Below are 18,172 nucleotides of genomic sequence, written 5' to 3'. Positions count from 1 at the left end.
CAAGCCGCGTTGGGCGGCGGCCCTATGCCTTGACAGGCCCGCCTTAGCTTCACCTTAACGGCAGCAAAACCGGGCGATCTACAGGCGCACCGCGCCGGCCGGCAGACCCGGCACCTCGACCCTGACTTTCAGCACCCCACCGGCCCAGGGCTGGGCCGCCAGTTCCTCGGCCGGGCGTTTCTCGCGCGCGGTGGTGATGTAGAGCGTGCGCAGGTCGGCGTCGCCAAAGGTTGGCATCGTCGGGCAGCGCACCGGCAGGCGCAGTTCGCGCAGCAGCTCGCCGGTGGGCGAGAAGCGCAGCAGGCGCTGGCCCTCGAACATCGCCACCCAGTAGCAGCCTTCGGCATCGACCGCCGCGCCATCGGGCCGGCCGCCGTAGTCCTCCAGCGACTGCCCGGGTGCGCGCGGCGCGAAGCGCGCGAACAGCTCGCGCGCGCCGACCGAGCCGGTCGCCGCATCGAAGGCCAGCCGGTAGATTTCATGCGCCTTGGTGTCACTCCAGTACAGCTGTCGCTGGTCGGGGCTCCAGGCCAGGCCGTTGGAGGTGACGATGCCCTCGCCCATCACCGCGAAGCCGCCGTCGGCAAAACGATACAGCGCGGCCGCCGGCGCGCGCGCATCGTCGATCGTGCCGACCCAGAAGCGCCCCTGGGCATCCGGCTTGCCGTCGTTGAAGCGCTGACGCGCCGCGTCATAGGGCGCCGGCGCCAGCGGCGTGTGCGCGCCGCTGGCCGGGTCTAACCGCCACAGGCCGTTGCGCTGCGCCACCAGCAGGCCGCCGCCCTCCAGCCGCGCGATGCAGCCGGGCTCGCTGTCGAGCTGCCAATGCCGGGTCTCGCCGCTGGTCGGATCCAGGCGCCAGACCTGGCGCTCGGCGATGTCCACGTAATAGAGGCATTGCTCCTGCACATGCCACAGCGGCGATTCGCCCAGGGTGGCCCGGTGCGGGCCGGCGGCTTCGATGGCGTAGAGAGGAGGAAGAGGGGTGGTGTCGCTCATGGCGGCGAATGCTAGGCGGTAATCGGCGGTAACCGCCGCTCAGCCCAGCTCCGCCTTCAAATAATGGGCGCCCGGCACCGGATTGAAATAGAAGGGCGGCACCTCCTCGAAGCCCAGGCTCTCGTAGAGCCCGCGCGCCGCCTCCATATCGTCCAGGGTGTCCAGCAGCATCGAGGAATAGCCGGCCTGGGTGGCTCGGTCCATCAGCGCCTGGGCCAGGGTGCGGCCCAGGCCGAAGCGGCGGAAGGCCGGCCGCACGAACAGCCGCTTCATCTCGCAGGCGTTCGGATAGTCGGCATCGGGCAGCGGGCGGAAGGCGCCGCAGCCAGCCACCGCGCCGTCCACCAGGGCCAGCAGCATCAGGCCGGTGGGCGGCGCATAGTCGCCCGGCAGCTGCTGCAGCTCGGTCTCGAAGTTCTGGAAGCCCAGGTCCACCGCCAGGCTCTGGCTGTATTCGCGCAGGATCGCGCGGGTGGTGTCCCAGCCCTCGCCGTCCTCGGGGCTGAGCAGCAGGATCTCGGGGTTGTCGTGGCTGGACATCGGGGCAGTCTACCCAAGTCGCGGCTCAGGCCGCGCCGAGGCTCACCAGCCAGGCCACGCCCGCGGCGCAGGCCGCCAGCAGCGCCAGCGCGAGCAGCCGCGTCGCCGCGCCGTCGCGCGCGGCCGGCACCGCGGGCGCGAGCGTCTTGTCGCCATGCCACATCGCGGCCGGCAGGTTGCGCCGCCTCACCAGCCCGTAATAGAGCAGCGCCAGCAGGTGCAGACCCAGCAGCAGATAAAGCCCCCACTGGCCCCAGCTCTTGTGGTGCGAGGTCCAGGCCAGACTGGTGTCGAGGCTGACGAAGCGCACCAGCGGCCCGGTGATCGCGATCTCGTCGTCGGCGATCAGGCCCGAGCCCACCTGCAGCAGCAACCAGCCCAGCATCGCCAGCACCGACAGCGCGCCCAGCGGGTTATGGCCCACCTCGGCGAAATCCGCGGGCCGCGAACGCCCGCGCAGATAGCGCCACAGCCGCCCCGGGCCCGGCACGAACTGTGCGAAACGCGACCAGCGCCCGCCGACCAGGCCCCACAGCAGGCGGAACGCGATCAGCGCCAGCACCGCATAGCCCAGCCGCATATGCCAGACCATCGCGTTGCCGCCGAGCTTGGCGCTGAGCACCGAGCCGATCACGCAGGCCGCCAGCAGCCAGTGGAACAAGCGGGTCGGCAGATCCCACACCCGCACGGGCCGCAGAGCCTTGCCTTCACTCATCCCGACGCCTCCCGGCCGATAAAACAGGGGGCAACGATAGCCGATGTGGCGGCGCGCGCACAGGCCTGCACAAAGGCGGCGGAGTCCGTAAACTGCGCGGGGCCAGGTATTGCTTCAACCCGCATTGCGAGGACACCCAGCATGATGAAAAGCATGAAGAAAAAGGCCCTGCTGATCGCCGCCGCCCTCACCGGCCTGTGCAGCGCCCTGCCCGCCGCCGCACAGTTCCAGAAGCCGGAGGACGCGGTCAAGTACCGCAAGGCCGCCTTCACCGTGATGGCCTCCCATTTCGGCCGCATCGGCGCGATGGCCCAGGGCCGCATCCCCTTTGACGGCGCCGCCGCCGCGGCCAATGCCGAGGTCGTCGCCGACATGTCCAAGCTGCCCTACGCCGGTTTCGTCGAGGGCACCAGCGGCACCGAAAAGGGCCAGCCCAAGCCCAACGTCTGGAGCGAGCGCCCCAAGTTCGACGCCGCCGCGAAGAAGATGCAGGACGAGGTGGCCAAGCTGGCCGCCGCCGCCAAGACCAACAACCTGGATCAGCTGAAGGCCGCCTTCGGCAGCGCCGCCAACAGCTGCAAGGCCTGCCACGACGATTTCCGTAATCCTTGACCCACCCCCTACGCGCTGCGCGCGCCCCCTCAAGGGGGCACATCCGCAGGACCGGCAAAGCCGGATCCTCGGATGTCGCGCGAGGGGCCGGCCTTACGGCCCGGCGTTGGCACCGTGGGTGATGAAGCCCGGCCTCGCCAGTAGGCGCTGGTAGTAGGCCTCGACGGCCGGCAAGGCCGGTCGTTCGATCGGCGCGGCGCGCCAGCGATGGGTCGAGAGGCCCAGCACGACATCGGCCAGCGTGAACCGCGCGCCGGCGGCAAAAGCGCCGGTCGCCTGCAGTTGCCCGTCCAGGATGGCCATGTGGCGGTTCCAGCCCTCGACGCCGGCGCGCTGCTGCGCGGCATCCTGGTGCGCCGGGCTCTGCCGCACCAGGCCCATGAAGGCATAGCGCCAGCTGTTGTTCAGCTCGGTCGCCTGCCAGTCCATCCAGCGCTCCACCAGCGCGCGCTCGCGTGGCGCGGCGGGCAGCAGGTCGGCGCGGCCCTCGCGGCCGGCCAGATAGCGGCAGATCGTGTTGCTCTCCCACAGCACGAGGTCCGGCCCGTCCAGCAGCACCGGCATCATCGCGTTGGGATTCAAGGCCAGGTATTGCGGCGAGCGCCAGTCGCGCTCCTCGCGCTCGAAGTCCAGGCCCAGCTCGACGCAGGTCCACAAGACCTTGCGCACATTGATCGAGCCAGCGCGGCCCAAGATCTTGAGGGCCGTCACGACGCAAATCCCAAGACGACGCGGCGCGTCTTAGCCGATTTCTTCTCAATCTTCGTGACCACCACCCTGCCGATCTCGGCCGTGTTCGCCACATGCGTGCCACCGCAGGGCTGCAGGTCCACACCCTCGATCTTCAGCACGCGCACGCGCCCCGTGCCGCGCGGTGGCTGCACGCTCATGCTGCGCACCAGGCCCGGGTTGGCGTCGAGCTCCTCGTCGCTGATCCAGCTGTGGCTGACCTCATGCGCGCCGGCCACCAGGCGCGCGATGCCGGCCGTCAGCTCGTCCTTGTCCAGCGCCTCGGTCATGTGGAAGTCCAGCCGGGCGTAGCCGGCGTTGATCGAGCAGCCATCGACCGGGTGCGGCACCAGCGCGCACAGCAGATGGGTGGCGGTGTGAAAGCGCATATGGGCGAAGCGGCGCGACCAGTCGATGCGCGCACGCACGATGGCCTCGGGCGCCAGGCCGTCCAGCGTTTGGTCGCCGGCCGGGATATGCAGGATCTCGCCGCCCTCGCCCTTCTTCGTGTCGGCAATCACCAGCAGGCGCCCATCGGCCAGCTCCAGCACGCCGGCATCGCCGGCCTGGCCGCCGCCCTGCGGATAGAACACGGTGCGGTCCAGCAGCAGGCCGCGCTCGTCGATGCGCAGCAGCCGGGCCGTGCATTCGCGCAGCTGGGCGTCCTCGCGGAACAGGTCCAGGGTACTCGTCATCCGATCAACTCCAAATTCACCTCGCCGCGCGGCGTCGCCAGGCGCGCCGACAGGCCGTCGCGCGCCTCGAAGCCCAGCAGGCGCACGCCCGATTCCGGCAGGCCGTCGGCGGGATGCCTCGCGGCCGCGCCCCATTCGATCAGCACCGGCAGGCCCTCGCGGCGCAGCCGCCGGCCGTCGGGGCGCAGCGCGATGCGCCAGCTCAGCAGGCCCTGCGGCGTCTGGCGCGAGGCCGCGACCGCCTCGCCGGCGTCGATGCCCTCGCCGCGCCATTGCGCCAGGCTGGCCTCCAGGCTCGCGACCCGCGAGACCCAGTGGATCAGGCCGGGGCCGCGCTCGCGCAGGACGGCCTGCAGCGCCGGCTGGTCCAGATCGAACCAGCGCGCGCGGCCCGCCTGCGGGCCCGGCGCCGCGGGATCGATCGCGATGATCTCCAGATAGCAGCGCGGATAGGCCGGCGCGGCGCCGATGTTCAGCAGCCGGTTGTGCGTGCCCATCAGCGCATGGCTGCCGCCGGGCGCCGGCGTCACGCCCAGCACGCGCTCGCACCAGGCCACGCCCTCGTCCAGGCTCGCGGCGCCGACGACCAGATGATCCAGCTCCATCACCATGGCCGCGTCAGAGCCTGACCTGGCCGTGGATCAGCGGCGTGACATCGCCGCCGATCCAGGTGTCCGCGCCGACGCGCGCCACATGCACCCGGCCGGCGCGGCCCATCGCCGTGCCCTGCGCCGCGACATAGCGCTCCGGGGCAAGACCCGACCCCTGCAGCCACAGCGCGAGGCCGGCGTTCAGGCTGCCGGTCACCGGGTCCTCCGGCACGCCCAGGTCCGGCACGAAGGCGCGCACCTCGAACTGCTCCGGCGCGCCGGCCGGATGGGCGCCGATCACGCCCAGCTTCAGCCCCTTCATCGCGACGAAGTCGGGCCGCAGCGCCAGCACCGCCGCCGCATCCTTGAGCCGCACGGCCATCCAGCCCGGGCCGTTGTCCACCCATTGCAGGTCCAGCAGCTCGGCCTCGGCCAGGCGCAGCGCCCGCGCCGCCTGCGCGCGCAGGGCCGCGTCCTCGATCGGGCCGCCCCTCTTCAGCGGCGGCGCCGCGAAGGCCAGGCGCGCGCCCTCGCGCTTGATCCGGACCAGGCCGATCGCGCATTGCTGCACCAGCTCGCCCGGCTTCTTCGCGTCGCCGCCGCTGGCCAGGAACGCATGGGCCGAGCCCAGGGTCGGATGGCCGGCGAAGGGCAGCTCGCCATTGGGCGTGAAGATGCGCACCCGATAGTCGGCCGCCGCATCGGTCGGCGGCAGCAGGAAGGTGGTCTCGCTCAGATTGGTCCAGCGCGCGAACGCCGCCATCTGCGCCTCGTCCAGGCCCTCGCCATCCACCACCACCGCCAGCGCATTGCCCTTCAGGGCCTGGTCGGTGAACACATCGACTTGCAGGAAACGGCGCAACTGGGCCATGGCTCGGGAGTCCTTGATGATCTCTTCTGGAAACTATTGGTTCGCCTGCGGCTGGAGATACAGGCCCGGGCGGACCACCTCCATGCCGCGGTCCGGCGCGGCCAGCGGCTTGAAGCCATGGCGCGCATAGAGACTGTGCGCGTCACGCGTGAACAGCGAGAAGCGGCGCAGGCCCTGCAGCTCCGGATGGGCCACCACCTGGGCGATCAGCCAGTCGCCGAGGCCGCGGCCACGCCGCGCCTCCAGCACGAACACATCGCACAGATAGGCGAAGGTGGCGCGGTCGCTGATCACGCGTGCGTAGCCGACCAGCTCGCCGCCCTCGCGCAGCAGGAAGTTCAGCGAGCCGCGCATCGCCCGCGCGAGCGTCTCGCGCGGGATGCCCTCGCACCAGTAGCAGCGCGCCAGCTCGGCATGGATCAGGTCCAGCTCGGGCTCGCCCCAGTCATGCGACAAGGTCGGCGCCGCCATGGCTCAGGGCGTCGGTTCGGCCACGCCGACCAGCGCGTCCTTCAGCACCCGGCCGAGGATGGCCACGCCCTCGGTGATCAGGTCCGGCGTCAGGGTCACGAAGGACAGGCGCAGGGTGCGCGGGTCCGGCTGGTGCGCGTAGAAGGCGGCGCCGGGCACATAGGCGATGCCGGCCTGCACCGCGCTCTCCAGCAGGGCCATCGCGTCGAAGCCCTCGGGCAGGCGGATCCAGAAGAACATGCCGCCCTGCGGGCTCTGCCATTCGCAGCCGGCCGGCAGATGCTGCTGCAGCGCCGCGGCCATCGCATCGCGGTTCGCCTTGTAGCGGGCGCGGATGCTGGGCACATGCTGGTCCAGGAAGCCGTTCTTGATGACCTCGTGCACGACGCGCTGGTTGAAGCCCGGCGTGTGCAGGTCGGCTGCCTGCTTGGCCTGCAGCAGCTTCGGGTACAGCTCGCTCGGCGCGACGATGTAGCCCAGGCGGAAGCCCGGCGTCAGCACCTTGGAGAAGGAGCCCAGGTAGAGCGAGCCCTCCGGCCACAGCGAGGACAGCGCCGGCGGCGGCGGTTCGTCGAACCAGAGGTCGCCATAGGGGTTGTCCTCGACGATCGGCACACCGGCCTGACGCGCGGCGGCCACCACCGCCTCGCGGCGCGCGGCGCTCATCACGCGGCCGGTCGGGTTCTGGTAGTTCGGCAGCAGGTAGGCGAAGCGGGTGCCCGGCGCGTCATGCGGCAGGCGGGCGAAGGCCTCGGGGCGCACGCCCTCGCCGTCGCTGGCCAGGCTGGTGAAGATCGGCTCGTAGGGCGTGAAGGCCTGCAGCGCGCCCAGATAGGTCGGCGTCTCGACGGCCACCGGCGCGCCGGCATCGCACAGCACCTTGCCCACCAGGTCCAGGCCCTGCTGCGAGCCGTTGGTGATCAGCACCTGGTCCGCGCTGGCCCGGATGCCCAGCTCCGCCACCTTGGCCGCCACCCATTCGCGCAGCGGCGCGAAGCCCTCGCTGGCCGCGTATTGCAGCGCCTCCTTGGCGTTCTTGCTCAGCACCGCATCGCAGGCGCTCTTCAGCGCCTCGACCGGGAAGGTGTCGGCCGAGGGCAGGCCGCCGGCCATCGACAGCACACCGGGCTTTTCGGTGACCTTGAGGATCTCGCGGATGATGGAGGGGTTCATGCGCGCGGCTCGGCGCGCCTGGTGCCAGACGGTACTCATGATGTGACTTCGATGTCTCCTGTGAATGCGTTTGATTGTGGCGCAGCCGCCCCCGCTCCGGCGGGCGCCAGCATCCAGTCCAATGCGCTCTGCGCATGGATCGATGTGCTGTCGAACAGCGGCAGCGGCGCCGGCCCGGCCGGATCCAGCAGCAGGCAGATCTCGGTGCAGCCGAGGATCACCGCCTGCGCGCCGGCATCGGTCAGCGCGGCCAGCTGTTGTTGATAGAAGGCGCGCGAGCCGGCCAGCACCCGGCCGCGGCACAGCTCCTCGTAGATGATGCGGTGCACCTCGGCGCGGCCCGCCGCGTCGGGCGTCAGCAGCTCGATGCCATGGCGCGCGCGCATGCGCTCGCGGTAAAAATCCTGCTCCATCGTGTAGCGGGTCGCCAGCAGGCCGGCGCGCTCGATGCCGGCCGCCCGCAGCGCCGCGCCCGTCGCGTCGACGATATGCAGCAGCGGCAGGCCGGACAGCGCCTCGATCTCGTCCGCCACCTTGTGCATGGTGTTGGTCGCGATCAGCAGCCCCTCGGCGCCCGCCGCCTTCAGCCCGGCGGCGGCGCGGCCCAGCAGCGCGGCCGCCGCGGCCCAGTCGCCACGGCGCTGCAGCGGTTCGATCTCGGCGAAGTCCACGCTGTGCAGCAGCAGCTTCGCGCTGTGCAGCCCGCCCAGGCGCGCCGCCAGGCCGCGGTTCAGCAGCTGATAGAGATGGGCGGTCGATTCCCAGCTCATGCCGCCCAGGATGCCCAGGGTTCTCATCCGCGCGTTTCCACGGGCATCTTCTTGCCCAGCCACACCACACCGATCACCGCGACGGCAAACACCACCGTCATGCCATCCAGCCGCTCGCCCAGCACCGGCACCGCCAGCAGCATCGACAAGAAGGGCTGCAACACCTGCACCTGGCTGATGCGCACCGTGCCGCCCAGGGCCAGCGCGCGGTACCAGGCGAAAAAGCCCAGCCACATCGAGAACAGCGAGACATAGAGAAAACCGCCCCAGGCCGCGGCCGCCACCGGCTGGGCCGGCCAGGTCAGCAGGCCCGCCGGCAGGGTGATCGGCAGGCTCAGCACCAGCACCCAGCAGATCACCTGCTGCGGTGTCAGCGCCTGGGACAGCCGGGCGCCGCCGACATAGCCGGCCGAGGCGCTCAGCACCGCCAGCAGCAAAAGGCCGTCGGCCCATTGGAAGCCGGCCGCGCCGCGCCACCAGGCGAAGCCCAGCACCAGGGCCAGGCCGGCGACCGCGCAGGCCCAGAAACCCATCGAGGGCCGCTGGCGCAGCGCCAGCGCACCGATCGCCGCGGTCGCCAGCGGCAGCACGCCCGAGATCACCGAGGCATGCACCGCGTCGACATGGCGCACCGCCCAGCCGAGGAACAGCGGCCAGCCGAACACCACGCCCAGCGCGGTCAGCGCCAGGCCGCGCCAATGCGCCGCGCCGCGCGGCAGCGGCGCGCGGGTCCACCACAGATAGGCGGCCGACAGCAGGCCGGCCAGCGCCGCCCTGCCCAGCGCGACGAACACCGGGTCGAGCTGCGGCGCCTGCGCGCTGCCGCCGGCCAGGCGCGTCATCGGAATGCTCAGCGCGAAGATGAACACGCCCAGCAGGCCCAGCGCATAGGCCCGCCCCAGCCCCGCGGCGGCCGGCGCGGTGGCAGCGGCGGCGGGCGGGGCGGGAAGCGGACGGGTGGTCATGGGCCCAGTCTAGGGCCGATACCAGTACAGGACCGATACAGACGGACGGACATGCCGATCAACTGTACCGGCCCGCCGACCAGCACATGGCGACAGCCATGCGGCGGCTCAGGGACTTTTGCGCTGAAATTCCACCGTCAGGTTGCTGCGCGGCAGGCGCACCAGATGCACCGGCGCGCCGAGCTGGGCCGCGCAGGTCGCCGCGGCCGCGCCCGGCTGCTCGCGGAACAGCACCTGCAGCTTGTTGCCCGCCTGGCGCGCCTCGAGGATGCTCACGCCGTCGCAGGCGCTGGGCTTCTGCCCGGCGAACACCGCCAGCACCATCTCGTTGGCGAAGTTGACCGCCGGCAGCGCCGGCGCCGGCGTGCGGCCCTGCACATGCTGGGCCCACAGCGAGCTCCAGGCCGTGGCGTCGCGGATCACCAGGTTCTGCGCCACCAGAACGCTCGAAAGCCCCGCCTGTTCGAGGGTGCGAAAGGGCTGGACGTTGATGGTCACCACCGCGTTGACGCTCGGATGGTCCTCGCGCGTCGCGCGCACCCGGTAGGTGCCGGCCTTGCTCGGTGCCTCGTAGAAGCCGCTGACCGCGTCGACCTTGCCGCCGTCGGCCTCCAGCAGCTTCCAGTTGACCGGCTGGCGCAGCGGCGCGGCGCCCTTCGCATAGTTCAGGTCGGCCAGCAGCACCCGCGTCGCGCCGGACTCCAGCACCAGTTCGCGCGGCTCCACTTTCAGCGTGGGCACGAAGGGCGAGGCATCGGGATCGGCCGGCACCGCGCCGCTGCCCAGCGCCGCCAGCATCTGGGTGCGGCGCTCGCGGCTCAGGCGCTTGTTGATCTCGTCCAGCAGCTTGTCCTGCGCGTCGCCGCCGCTCGGGGCGGTCGTCGTCGCGGCCTGCAGCGGCGTGGCCAGCAGGTCGCCCAGGGGCCGCAGGTCGACCGTGCCGGCCAGCAGGCTGCGCACATCGGCCTGGGCGGCATTCAGCCGGTCGCGGTTCAGCTTGGCACCAGCGCTGGCATCGAAACGGGCGAAATAGCCGGCCGCCTCGCCGCGCGCCACCCGCACCGTCACCATCTCGGTCAGCGGCGTCAGGTTCGCCACCACGCGGCGCCCCTCGCCCAGCGCCAGCGTGTGCAACAACGGCAGCTCGCCACCGGCCGCCGTCACCTGCAGCACGCAGGGCAGGCCGCCGCCGCGGATGTCGAGCCGGTAGCTGCCGTCGGCCAGGGTCAGGGCATTGCCGCTGCCCTGGCGGCATTTGGCGCTGACCTGGGCATTGGCCAGCGCCAGGCCGGTGGCGGCGGTGCCGCTCAGGCGCAGCATCTCCTCCTCATCGTCCTCGTAATCCCGCTGCCCCCCGCCGCAGCCGGCCGCCATGACGCCCGCCACCACGGCCAGCAACGCCAAGCGTTGGCCGCGCTCCATTTTTCCCCTCATTTTTTTGACTCCCTCGGACCAGGTGATGACAGCGATTTATGTGATGTGGGAAAATATCCCACGCCATCAACCCTGCCGTCAATACACCCACCCCCGCGATGAGGGGGCCCACCGACCTGTCGCTATCCTCCGCGCGATGAGCAGCCACAAGACCTCCGCCACCCTCGTGCTTGACTGCGTGCTGCGCGTCATGCGCCCGCTGGCACGTCTGCTGATCCGCCATGGCGTCAGCTATCCGGCGTTCGCCCAGGCCCTGAAGACCGAGTTCCTGGCCGCGGCGCGGCAGGAGCTGCAGGAGCGCGACATGCCACAGACCGACAGCGCCCTGAGCCTGCTGTCGGGCGTGCATCGCCGCGATGTGCGCACCCTGAGCCGCCCGCCCGCCGAGGCCCGGCCGGCGCAGGCCGAGGAAGAAGAAGAACCGCCGCTGGGCCTGGCCGCGCAGGTGGTGGCGCGCTGGCTGCACGAGGCCGAATACCTGGATGAGGCCGGCGCGCCGCGCGCGCTGCCGCGTGGCGGCGAGGCCGGAGGCTTCGACAAGCTGGTGGCCGCGGTGAGCCAGGATGTGCGGCCGCGCGCGGTGCTGGACGAGCTGCTGCGCCTGGGCGCGGTGACGCAGGACGCGGACGGCCGCGTCGAGCTGCAGGCCGATGGCTTCGCGCCGCGCCAGGGCCTGGAGGAGATGGGCTGGCTGTTCTCCGCCAATCTGCACGACCATGCCGCCGCCGCCAGCCTGAACCTGCAGGGCGGGCACAACTTCCTCGAGCAGTCGATCTTCGTCGACGAGATCACCCAAGACTCGGCCGAGCGCCTGCACAAGGTGGCGCAGCAGGCCTGGCGCCAGGCCTTCAAGACCGTGATGCACGAGGCCCAGACCCGTTTCGACGCGGATGCCCGCGACGCGACACCGGAACAACGCAACCAGCGCGCCCGCTTCGGCGTGTACTTCTACTCGCAAGACCAGGACTGAAACGCGATGACTGCCCGACGACCTCTTCTGATCGCAGGCGCCTTGCTGGCTGCCCTGCTCTCGCTGGCCGGCTGCGGCCCCGGCACCGGCGGCACCGGCACAGGCCATGAGCAGCCCGACTACCTGTCGCTGGCCGGCGCCAACCCCTCGGCGGTCTGCGCCAGCGGCTGGGCCGAACGGCTGGCCTGCCAGCCGCCGCCGCCCAGCTCCGCCGCCGACACCCGCCACCCCGGCACCAACAAGGTGGTGTTCGCCAGCGTCGGCAGCGTGCCGGCCGCCGACTATGTGGTCACCTTCGACGCCAACGGCGTGCTGCTGCAGGGCGGCTGCCCGCGCCGCAGCTTCGAGGGCGACTGGGGCCAGCTCGGCAATGGCGCCTTTGCCTACTTCGGCGCCTTCAGCGAGAACAAGCAGGTCGTGCCCTACAACAGCAGCCTGCTGGTGCGCAGCACGGCCGATGGCAACGGGCTGATGATCGAGGTGCATGCATCCTCCGACGGCCGGCTGCTGCTGGGCCCGCTGCTGCTGCAGCGGGTGCCGGCCGGCGGCAGCGGCGGCACCCTGCGGCCCTGCTGACGCACCGGTACAGCACCGATACACTGGGCCGCATGAACCCCGCGGCCTCGTCCTCGTTCGCCCTCTCGCGCGGCTCCAGCACGCCGCTGGCCCAGCAGCTGGCCCAGCGCTTTGCCGACCGCATCCAGCAGCGCCTGCTGCTGCCCGGCGCGCGCCTGCCCTCGGTGCGCGAATGCGCCAAGCACCATGGCGTCAGCCCCTACACCGTGGTCGCGGCCTACGACCAGCTGCTGGCCGCCGGGCTGCTGGAGGCGCGCAAGCAGCGCGGCTTCTTCGTGCGCGAGCCCAAGAACCCGCCCCGCGCCGGCCGCAGCGCCGCCGCCGCGCCGGCCCCCACGCAGCGCCCGGCGCCGCTGGACGCCACCGCGCTGATCCGCAGCATGTTCCAGGCCTATGCGCGCCTGGCGCCGGGCCTGGGCACCCTGCCGACCGAATGGCTGGATCTGCCCATGCTGCAGAGCGCGATGCGCAAGGTGCTGGCGCAGAGCGAGGGCAAGGAACAGCTGGCGCTGCAGTACGGTCACCCGGGCGGCGACCCGCGCCTGCGCGCGGCGCTGGCGCAGCGCCTGTCCGACCTGGGCATCGCGGCCGCGCCGGAGCAGATCATCAGCACGGTCGGCGCCACCCATGGCCTGGACCTGATCACGCGCTGCCTGCTCGCCCCCGGCGACGCGGTGCTGGTCGACGATCCCGGCTGGGCGATCGAGTACGCGCGCCTGACCCAGGCCGGCATGCGCCTGCTGCCGGTGCCGCGCGGCGCCGACGGCCCGGACCTGGCGGTGATGCGCCAGCTGGTCGAGCAGCACCGCCCGCGCATGTATGTCACCGTCTCGGTGCTGCACAACCCGACCGGCAACAGCCTCTCGCTGGCCCATGCGCACGAGATCCTGAAGCTGGCCGAGGCCGCCGACTTCCTGATCGTCGAGGACGACACCTACGCGCTGTTCGCGCCCAACCATGCGCCGCGCCTGTCGGCGCTGGACGGGCTGAAGCGCACGCTCTATGTCTCCGGCTTCTCGAAGATCCTGACCCCGGCCTGGCGCGTCGGCTACCTGGCGGCCAGCGCCGAGCGCATCGCCAAGCTGACCGAGCTGAAGCTGCTGTCCACCCTGACCACCAGCCCGCTGCTGGACCGCGCGGTGGCGATCTGCCTCGAGCAGGGCCAGCTGCGCCGCCATGCCGAGCGCGTGACCGCCCGGCTCGACGCCGCGCGCAGCCGCGTCGTGCGCCTGTCCGAGGAGGCCGGCTGCCCCTTCGTGACGCCGCCGCAGGGCCTGTTCGGCTGGGTCGACACCGGCGTCGACACCGAGCGCCTGGCCCAGCGCCTGCTCGACGAGGGCTGGCTGATCGCGCCGGGCCTGCTGTTCTCCGCCAGCCGCCAGGCCGGCACCCGCATGCGCATCAACTTCGCGACCGGCCAGGACGCGCGCTTCTGGCGCCTGCTGGAGACGGCGAGGCGCAAGATGCTGTGATGAACTAAGGCGCCAGCTCGGCGGCCGCGGCGCGCAGCGCCTGGGCGCGCTGCAGATTCAGCTCGGCAGCGCAAGCCAGGCGCCGCATCTCCAGCGCATTGCCGATGGCGCTGCCACCCAGGGAGGCCGAGAACCCGCACTGGACCTTGCGGTAGCGCGCAAAGCTGGACGCCGCCTCGGTCGCCCGGTTCTTCGCCAGCGCCGCGTACTTGGGCTCGACATCCCACGTGGAGAGACGCTCCTTCAGCGCGACCTCCGCGCTGCGCAGCGTCGTCTCGCTGTCCGCCAGCCGTTTCTGCAGGCATTCGCGCACGCCCGCCGCATCGAAGGAGCAGGCCTCACGGAGCTGGCGCTCGGTGGGCGGCAGGTCGGGGGAAGCCTGGGCGGCAGGCATCACGGCCGCCGCCCAAGCAAAGAACAGGAAACTCATTGCGCGCATGTGGTCGCACCTATCTTTCGAACCAGGTCCAGCGTGAAATCCAGCTTCCGCGCATAGTTGGGATCGCCCCCGCCGTTGTACAGCGTGGCAATCGTGGTCGAGTTGAGCGGCCGCCAGCCGACGATCATCTTCTTGATCGCCACCTTCTGATACTTCAAGACCTGCTCGGGCCGCAGGACGGCAGCACCAGGATTCAAGCGCTTCAGCGTCTCCACGGTCGTTCCATGCGCGCGTGCGATCTTGTCAAGGCTGTCGCCCGGCTTGACCGTCACGCTGTACACCTGGGCATCCTGGGACATCAGCTCACGGTGATCGTATCTGGCTAGCTTCATCAGCAGGTAGCCGATCCCCGCCCGGATGTTCTCCACCGGCTGCGTGCGGACCGATCCCGCCGTCAAACGATTCTTCAAAGCTGCCGGTAGGACCAGCTCGCCGCCCTCCTTGCCCGACAGCAGGGAACTGAGCCCGGGATCCCCTTCGACGCCGATCTGCATGACCCGCCGGTTCCATTCCGCACTGCCCGCGCCCGATTCGACCCAAAGCATGGATTTGACGATCAGCCAGTCGAGCGGCACATAGCCCTCGACACCACCCAGATGCCGGTTGAACTCGTCGGCCGCCAGCTGCACCGCGCAGTCCCATTGGTGCCACTTGGGATCGTCGGCCTCATTCGCGAAGCCGTTCTTCCACTTCTCGAAACCATCGCCGGGGGAATTGGGTTGCGTCATACCAGTACCTTTCTGCCCGGACTGTCGTCGCTCGGAGCAGACCTCTGCGAGTCACTTTGGTCATCCGCAACCAACACTCGCTATTCCGCCACCCCATCCCGCCCCGCCGCCTTGGCCCGATACAGCGCCGCATCGGCACGCTGATACAGGCTGTCGGGCGTCTCGCCGGGGCGGGCCTCGGCCAGGCCCATGCTGAGGGTCAGCCGGCCCTCGGGGCCGCCGGCCTCATGGGCCAGCGCGCGGGCGGCCAGCGCGGCGCGAATCTCGGCGGCGCAATGGCGTGCCCCCTCCAGGTCGGTGCTCTGCAACAGCAGCGCGAACTCCTCGCCGCCCAGGCGCGCGGCCAGGTCGGTGGGGCGGCGCGCGGCGCCGGCCAGGCAGGCCGCCACCGCCTGCAGCGCGACGTCGCCGCGCTGGTGGCCGTAACGGTCGTTGTAGGCCTTGAAATGGTCGACGTCCAGCAGCAGCAGGGTCAGCGCCTCGCCGCGGCGCTGGCGCTGGCGCGTGGCCTGTTCGAGCCGATCGCCGAAGCAGCGGCGATTCGCCAGCCCGGTCAGCTCGTCGGTCTGCGACAGGCGCTCCAGCACATGCACCTGGGAGGCGATCACGCCCAGCAGATGGTTGGCGCCGCCGGCCAGCTCGGTGATCTCGTCATGGCCCTGCACCGTGACCTGCCGGTTCCACTGGCGCTGGTCGCGGATCGCCGCCATCTCGCGGCGCAGCCGCACCAGCCGCCCGACCAGCAACCGGTCCGCCGCCAGCACCAGGCCCAGGGTCAGGACCAGGGCCAGCCCCAGCATCACCCAGGAGACCCGGCCCAGCAGTTCGTGGCCGCGCTGCAGGATGTGGCGCGGCCAGCGCAGCTCCAGCACCGCGACCGCCTCGCCGGCCAGGTCGCGCAGCGGCCAGTGGATCAGCAGGCGCTCGGGCTGGGTCACGACCATCACCGCGCCGCTGCCGGTCTGGGCGCGCAGGTCCAGCGCCATCGGCTCGCCGGGCAGCTGTTCGCCGGGCGCCAAGAGGCGCAGCCGCGCGTCCAGCCCGCTGCGCCGCGCCACGCCCAGCACCACCGCCGGACTCAGCCATTCGGCGATCGCCACCGTGCCGCGCGCCGGCGCACCGCTCAGCCCGTCCAGCAGCGGGCGGCGGCACACCATCATCAGGTCGCGCCGCACCCGCGCCAGCCCGCAGGGCAGGCTGGCATCGGTGGCGGGGCGCGCCAGCGCCAGGCGGATCGCCGGCGTGAAGTCCTCCGGCAGGCGCAGCTCGATCGCCTGGCCCGGCACGCCGATGCTACGCAGCAGCCGGCCCTCGCGGTCGTAGAGGCCCAGCCAGTTCAGGCTCGAATTGGCCACCGCCTGCGGGTTCAGGTTGCGCGCGGCGAACAGCGCATTGCCGTCCTCGGAGAACTGGTAGAAGTCCGGCCACAGGCTCCATTCGCGCAGCACGCGGTCGCGCAGCGCCAGCTCGTCGTCCAGGGTCTGCAGCAATCGCGTGATGTCCTCGCGCGCGGCGCGCTGCTCCAGCTCCAGATGGCTCTGCTCGACGCTGGCATGCAGCAGCCACAGCGCCAGGCCGCCCAGCACCGTGGACAGCAGCAGCACGCAGAGCACGACCTTGGCACGCAGACCCATGGTCAGGCAATCTACCCGACTCGCGCCCGCCCGGGGGCAACAAAATCCCCGGTCAGGCGGCGCTCAGAACCCGGCCAGATAGCGATGGATCGAGGCCACGGCCGCGGCGCCCTCGCCGATCGCGCCGCCGACCCGCTTGACGGACCCCGAGCGCACATCGCCGACCGCGAACACGCCCGGCACGCTGGTCTCCAGCGGCCCGGGCAGATAGGCGCCGGCCTGGGGTTCGGCGGCCGGCCCGGTGCAGACGAAACCCTGGGCATCGACCGCGACGCCGCAGCCCTCCAGCCAGCGCGTCTCCGGCTCGGCGCCGACGAACAGGAACAGGTTGCGGGTGTCGCAATCCCATTCGCGGCCGTCGCGCCGGTCGCGCCAGGTGGCGCCGGTCAGGCCGCCGGCGCGTTCGCCGCGCAGGCTGGACAGCTCGGTATGGGTCAGCAGTTCGATATTGGGCGTGTGGGCGATGCGGTCGATCAGGTAGCGCGACATGCTGGCCGCCAGGTCCGGCCCGCGCACCAGCATATAGACCTTCTCCGCATGGCCGGACAGATAGACCGCGGCCTGGCCGGCCGAGTTGCCGCCGCCGACCAGGGCCACCTCGGACTGGGCGCAGAGCTTGGCCTCCACCGCCGAGGCCCAGTACCAGATGCCGCGGCCCTCGAACTCGGCCAGGCGCGGCACCTCGGGGCGGCGGTAGCGCGCGCCGCTGGCGATCACCACGCTGCGCCCGCGCAGCCAGCGACCGTCGGCCAGCTCGACCCGCAGCTCGCCGCCGGGGCCGGCGCGGCTGCAGTCCAGCGAGCGCACCTCCACCGGGATCATCACCTCGGCGCCGAACTTCTGCGCCTGCACGAAGGCGCGGCCGGCCAGCGCCATGCCGGAAATGCCGGTCGGGAAGCCCAGGTAGTTCTCGATGCGGGCGCTGGCGCCGGCCTGGCCGCCGAAATGCCGGCAGTCCAGCACCACCACGCTCAGCCCCTCGGAGGCCGCATAGACCGCCGCCGCCAGCCCGGCCGGGCCGGCGCCGACGATGATCAGGTCGAACAGCTCTTCGCGCTCGCGCGCATCCAGCATGCCGATGCAGCGCGCCAGCTGGCCCTCGCTCGGGTTCACCAGCACCGCGCCGTTGGGGCAGATCACGGTCACGTCCTCGGGCGCCGCGCCGTACTGATCCAAGAGAGTCGCGGTGCAGGCGCAGGCGCCGGCCTGCATCTGCTGGTGCGGCTGACCGTTGCGGCGCAGGAAGGCCTGCAGGCGCAGCACCTGGGGCGCATCGGGCCGGCCGATCAGCACCGGACCGCTGGCGCCGGCCTCGATCAGGCCGACGCGGCGCAGGATCAGCGCGCGGGTGATGCGCTCGCCCAGGTCGGCCTCGCCGATGATCAGCGCGCGCAGCTGCTCGGACGTGATCAGGAGGGCCTCGACATCCTCCAGCGCCTCGGCATCGACCATCGCGGCGGCGCCGGACAGCTGCCCCACCTCGCCGAGGAACTGGCCCGGCCCATGCTCGATGATCGGCAGCACCTGGCCCAGGCCGTTGCGCTGGCTGATGCGCACCCGGCCCGCCAGGATCACCATCATGCCGGGCCCGCGCTCGCCGGCGCGCAGCAGCAGCTCGCCGCGCGGCCAGGTCTGCGGCGTGCCGAAACGCGCGATGCGCGCGATCTCGGCCGGCTTCAGGTCAAAGAACATCTGATGCTGCCTCTCGGCACGCATCTGCTCGGCGGATTCCTGGCTCATGGGGGCTCGCGGGGTGGAGACCGGCCCATTGTTGTTCAGCCGGCGCCGG

Annotated in this window: 20 protein-coding genes; 4 read left to right on the top strand and 16 right to left on the bottom strand. The window is 71.5% G+C overall.

The genetic code is table 11. The features are described 5' to 3' along the window. Positions 1–78: 78 nt before the first annotated feature. From G8A07_RS03065 to G8A07_RS03055, 3 genes are read right to left on the bottom strand one after another with little or no spacing between them, the layout of a single operon-like run. Positions 79–999 (bottom strand): SMP-30/gluconolactonase/LRE family protein, encoded by a 921-nt coding sequence (locus G8A07_RS03065; protein WP_195795657.1) that lies wholly within the window; start codon positions 997–999, stop codon positions 79–81. A 39-nt stretch (positions 1,000–1,038) separates the two neighbouring features. Beyond that, positions 1,039–1,539, bottom strand: coding sequence for a GNAT family N-acetyltransferase (locus G8A07_RS03060; protein WP_195795656.1), 501 nt, complete (start codon positions 1,537–1,539; stop codon positions 1,039–1,041). Positions 1,540–1,564: 25 nt separating this feature from the next. Then, positions 1,565–2,254: a cytochrome b/b6 domain-containing protein gene (locus tag G8A07_RS03055; protein ID WP_195795655.1), complete on the bottom strand. Its 690-nt coding sequence runs from the start codon at positions 2,252–2,254 to the stop codon at positions 1,565–1,567. A gap of 153 nt (positions 2,255–2,407) precedes the next feature. On the opposite strand from G8A07_RS03055, the gene G8A07_RS03050 reads away from it, so the two are divergent. Then, entirely contained in the window at positions 2,408–2,866 is a 459-nt protein-coding gene (locus tag G8A07_RS03050; protein WP_195797566.1) for a cytochrome c, read from the top strand. A 93-nt stretch (positions 2,867–2,959) separates the two neighbouring features. Here G8A07_RS03050 and G8A07_RS03045 read toward each other — a convergent pair whose 3' ends face one another. The 9 genes from G8A07_RS03045 to G8A07_RS03005 form a co-directional block, all read right to left on the bottom strand. Beyond that, on the bottom strand, positions 2,960–3,577 hold the full coding sequence (locus G8A07_RS03045; protein WP_213086223.1) for a glutathione S-transferase N-terminal domain-containing protein: 618 nt from the start codon (positions 3,575–3,577) through the stop codon (positions 2,960–2,962). Next, positions 3,574–4,290 carry an alanyl-tRNA editing protein gene (locus tag G8A07_RS03040; protein WP_195795654.1) on the bottom strand — a complete coding sequence of 239 codons (717 nt, stop codon included), beginning with the start codon at positions 4,288–4,290 and terminating at the stop codon, positions 3,574–3,576. Before G8A07_RS03040 ends, G8A07_RS03045 begins: the two co-directional genes overlap by 4 nt. Beyond that, positions 4,287–4,901, bottom strand: a complete 615-nt coding sequence (locus tag G8A07_RS03035; protein WP_195795653.1) for a VOC family protein — start codon at positions 4,899–4,901, stop codon at positions 4,287–4,289. The genes G8A07_RS03040 and G8A07_RS03035 overlap by 4 nt, the downstream gene beginning before the upstream one ends. Before the next feature lie 7 nt (positions 4,902–4,908). Then, the gene (locus G8A07_RS03030) at positions 4,909–5,751 is read right to left on the bottom strand and encodes a PhzF family phenazine biosynthesis protein (protein WP_195795652.1); all 843 of its coding nucleotides are present in this window, start codon (positions 5,749–5,751) and stop codon (positions 4,909–4,911) included. A gap of 33 nt (positions 5,752–5,784) precedes the next feature. Further along, the gene (locus tag G8A07_RS03025; RefSeq protein WP_195795651.1) at positions 5,785–6,222 is read right to left on the bottom strand and encodes a GNAT family N-acetyltransferase; all 438 of its coding nucleotides are present in this window, start codon (positions 6,220–6,222) and stop codon (positions 5,785–5,787) included. Positions 6,223–6,225: 3 nt separating this feature from the next. After that, positions 6,226–7,434, bottom strand: coding sequence for a PLP-dependent aminotransferase family protein (locus tag G8A07_RS03020; RefSeq protein ID WP_195795650.1), 1,209 nt, complete (start codon positions 7,432–7,434; stop codon positions 6,226–6,228). Then, complete coding sequence (locus G8A07_RS03015) at positions 7,431–8,192, bottom strand: aspartate/glutamate racemase family protein (RefSeq protein ID WP_195795649.1); 762 nt, start codon at positions 8,190–8,192, stop codon at positions 7,431–7,433. The genes G8A07_RS03020 and G8A07_RS03015 overlap by 4 nt, the downstream gene beginning before the upstream one ends. Further along, on the bottom strand, positions 8,189–9,130 hold the full coding sequence (locus G8A07_RS03010; RefSeq protein ID WP_195795648.1) for a DMT family transporter: 942 nt from the start codon (positions 9,128–9,130) through the stop codon (positions 8,189–8,191). The genes G8A07_RS03015 and G8A07_RS03010 overlap by 4 nt, the downstream gene beginning before the upstream one ends. A gap of 108 nt (positions 9,131–9,238) precedes the next feature. Then, positions 9,239–10,552, bottom strand: a complete 1,314-nt coding sequence (locus G8A07_RS03005; protein WP_195795647.1) for a hypothetical protein — start codon at positions 10,550–10,552, stop codon at positions 9,239–9,241. Between the two features lie 148 nt (positions 10,553–10,700). On the opposite strand from G8A07_RS03005, the gene G8A07_RS03000 reads away from it, so the two are divergent. From G8A07_RS03000 to G8A07_RS02990, 3 genes are read left to right on the top strand one after another with little or no spacing between them, the layout of a single operon-like run. Beyond that, positions 10,701–11,534 (top strand): DUF6502 family protein, encoded by an 834-nt coding sequence (locus G8A07_RS03000; protein WP_195795646.1) that lies wholly within the window; start codon positions 10,701–10,703, stop codon positions 11,532–11,534. A gap of 42 nt (positions 11,535–11,576) precedes the next feature. Then, on the top strand, positions 11,577–12,110 hold the full coding sequence (locus G8A07_RS02995) for a hypothetical protein (RefSeq protein WP_195795645.1): 534 nt from the start codon (positions 11,577–11,579) through the stop codon (positions 12,108–12,110). Positions 12,111–12,142: 32 nt separating this feature from the next. Continuing rightward, positions 12,143–13,582 (top strand): PLP-dependent aminotransferase family protein, encoded by a 1,440-nt coding sequence (locus G8A07_RS02990; RefSeq protein ID WP_195795644.1) that lies wholly within the window; start codon positions 12,143–12,145, stop codon positions 13,580–13,582. Positions 13,583–13,586: 4 nt separating this feature from the next. On the opposite strand, the gene G8A07_RS02985 is transcribed toward G8A07_RS02990, so the two are convergent. The 4 genes from G8A07_RS02985 to G8A07_RS02970 all read right to left on the bottom strand — a co-directional run bounded on the left by G8A07_RS02985 (position 13,587) and on the right by G8A07_RS02970 (position 18,123). After that, complete coding sequence (locus G8A07_RS02985) at positions 13,587–14,012, bottom strand: lysozyme inhibitor LprI family protein (RefSeq protein ID WP_195795643.1); 426 nt, start codon at positions 14,010–14,012, stop codon at positions 13,587–13,589. Then, positions 14,009–14,749, bottom strand: a complete 741-nt coding sequence (locus tag G8A07_RS02980) for a LysM domain-containing protein (RefSeq protein WP_195795642.1) — start codon at positions 14,747–14,749, stop codon at positions 14,009–14,011. The genes G8A07_RS02985 and G8A07_RS02980 overlap by 4 nt, the downstream gene beginning before the upstream one ends. A gap of 80 nt (positions 14,750–14,829) precedes the next feature. Then, positions 14,830–16,383, bottom strand: coding sequence for a diguanylate cyclase (locus tag G8A07_RS02975; protein WP_195795641.1), 1,554 nt, complete (start codon positions 16,381–16,383; stop codon positions 14,830–14,832). A gap of 63 nt (positions 16,384–16,446) precedes the next feature. Next, positions 16,447–18,123 carry an FAD-dependent oxidoreductase gene (locus G8A07_RS02970; protein WP_195795640.1) on the bottom strand — a complete coding sequence of 559 codons (1,677 nt, stop codon included), beginning with the start codon at positions 18,121–18,123 and terminating at the stop codon, positions 16,447–16,449. Between the last annotated feature and the right edge of the window lie 49 nt (positions 18,124–18,172).

The sequence above is a fragment of the Roseateles sp. DAIF2 genome, from assembly GCF_015624425.1.
GTDB lineage: Bacteria > Pseudomonadota > Gammaproteobacteria > Burkholderiales > Burkholderiaceae_C > Kinneretia.
The sequence above is the reverse complement of the archived record's forward strand: the minus strand, read 5'-3'. Positions and strand labels throughout refer to the sequence as shown.

What these genes read in the sequence shown, in the direction of transcription:
- G8A07_RS02990 (WP_195795644.1), top strand. Translation starts at nt 12,143, where the DNA reads ATGAACCCCGCGGCCTCGTCCTCGTTCGCCCTCTCGCGCGGCTCCAGC.
- G8A07_RS03015 (WP_195795649.1), bottom strand. Translation starts at nt 8,192, where the DNA reads ATGAGAACCCTGGGCATCCTGGGCGGCATGAGCTGGGAATCGACCGCC.
- G8A07_RS03065 (WP_195795657.1), bottom strand. Translation starts at nt 999, where the DNA reads ATGAGCGACACCACCCCTCTTCCTCCTCTCTACGCCATCGAAGCCGCC.
- G8A07_RS03035 (WP_195795653.1), bottom strand. Translation starts at nt 4,901, where the DNA reads ATGGTGATGGAGCTGGATCATCTGGTCGTCGGCGCCGCGAGCCTGGAC.
- G8A07_RS02980 (WP_195795642.1), bottom strand. Translation starts at nt 14,749, where the DNA reads ATGACGCAACCCAATTCCCCCGGCGATGGTTTCGAGAAGTGGAAGAAC.
- G8A07_RS02975 (WP_195795641.1), bottom strand. Translation starts at nt 16,383, where the DNA reads ATGGGTCTGCGTGCCAAGGTCGTGCTCTGCGTGCTGCTGCTGTCCACG.
- G8A07_RS03055 (WP_195795655.1), bottom strand. Translation starts at nt 2,254, where the DNA reads ATGAGTGAAGGCAAGGCTCTGCGGCCCGTGCGGGTGTGGGATCTGCCG.
- G8A07_RS03010 (WP_195795648.1), bottom strand. Translation starts at nt 9,130, where the DNA reads ATGACCACCCGTCCGCTTCCCGCCCCGCCCGCCGCCGCTGCCACCGCG.
- G8A07_RS02970 (WP_195795640.1), bottom strand. Translation starts at nt 18,123, where the DNA reads ATGAGCCAGGAATCCGCCGAGCAGATGCGTGCCGAGAGGCAGCATCAG.
- G8A07_RS03020 (WP_195795650.1), bottom strand. Translation starts at nt 7,434, where the DNA reads ATGAGTACCGTCTGGCACCAGGCGCGCCGAGCCGCGCGCATGAACCCC.
- G8A07_RS03050 (WP_195797566.1), top strand. Translation starts at nt 2,408, where the DNA reads ATGAAGAAAAAGGCCCTGCTGATCGCCGCCGCCCTCACCGGCCTGTGC.
- G8A07_RS03000 (WP_195795646.1), top strand. Translation starts at nt 10,701, where the DNA reads ATGAGCAGCCACAAGACCTCCGCCACCCTCGTGCTTGACTGCGTGCTG.
- G8A07_RS03005 (WP_195795647.1), bottom strand. Translation starts at nt 10,552, where the DNA reads ATGGAGCGCGGCCAACGCTTGGCGTTGCTGGCCGTGGTGGCGGGCGTC.
- G8A07_RS02985 (WP_195795643.1), bottom strand. Translation starts at nt 14,012, where the DNA reads ATGAGTTTCCTGTTCTTTGCTTGGGCGGCGGCCGTGATGCCTGCCGCC.
- G8A07_RS03040 (WP_195795654.1), bottom strand. Translation starts at nt 4,290, where the DNA reads ATGACGAGTACCCTGGACCTGTTCCGCGAGGACGCCCAGCTGCGCGAA.
- G8A07_RS03030 (WP_195795652.1), bottom strand. Translation starts at nt 5,751, where the DNA reads ATGGCCCAGTTGCGCCGTTTCCTGCAAGTCGATGTGTTCACCGACCAG.
- G8A07_RS03060 (WP_195795656.1), bottom strand. Translation starts at nt 1,539, where the DNA reads ATGTCCAGCCACGACAACCCCGAGATCCTGCTGCTCAGCCCCGAGGAC.
- G8A07_RS03025 (WP_195795651.1), bottom strand. Translation starts at nt 6,222, where the DNA reads ATGGCGGCGCCGACCTTGTCGCATGACTGGGGCGAGCCCGAGCTGGAC.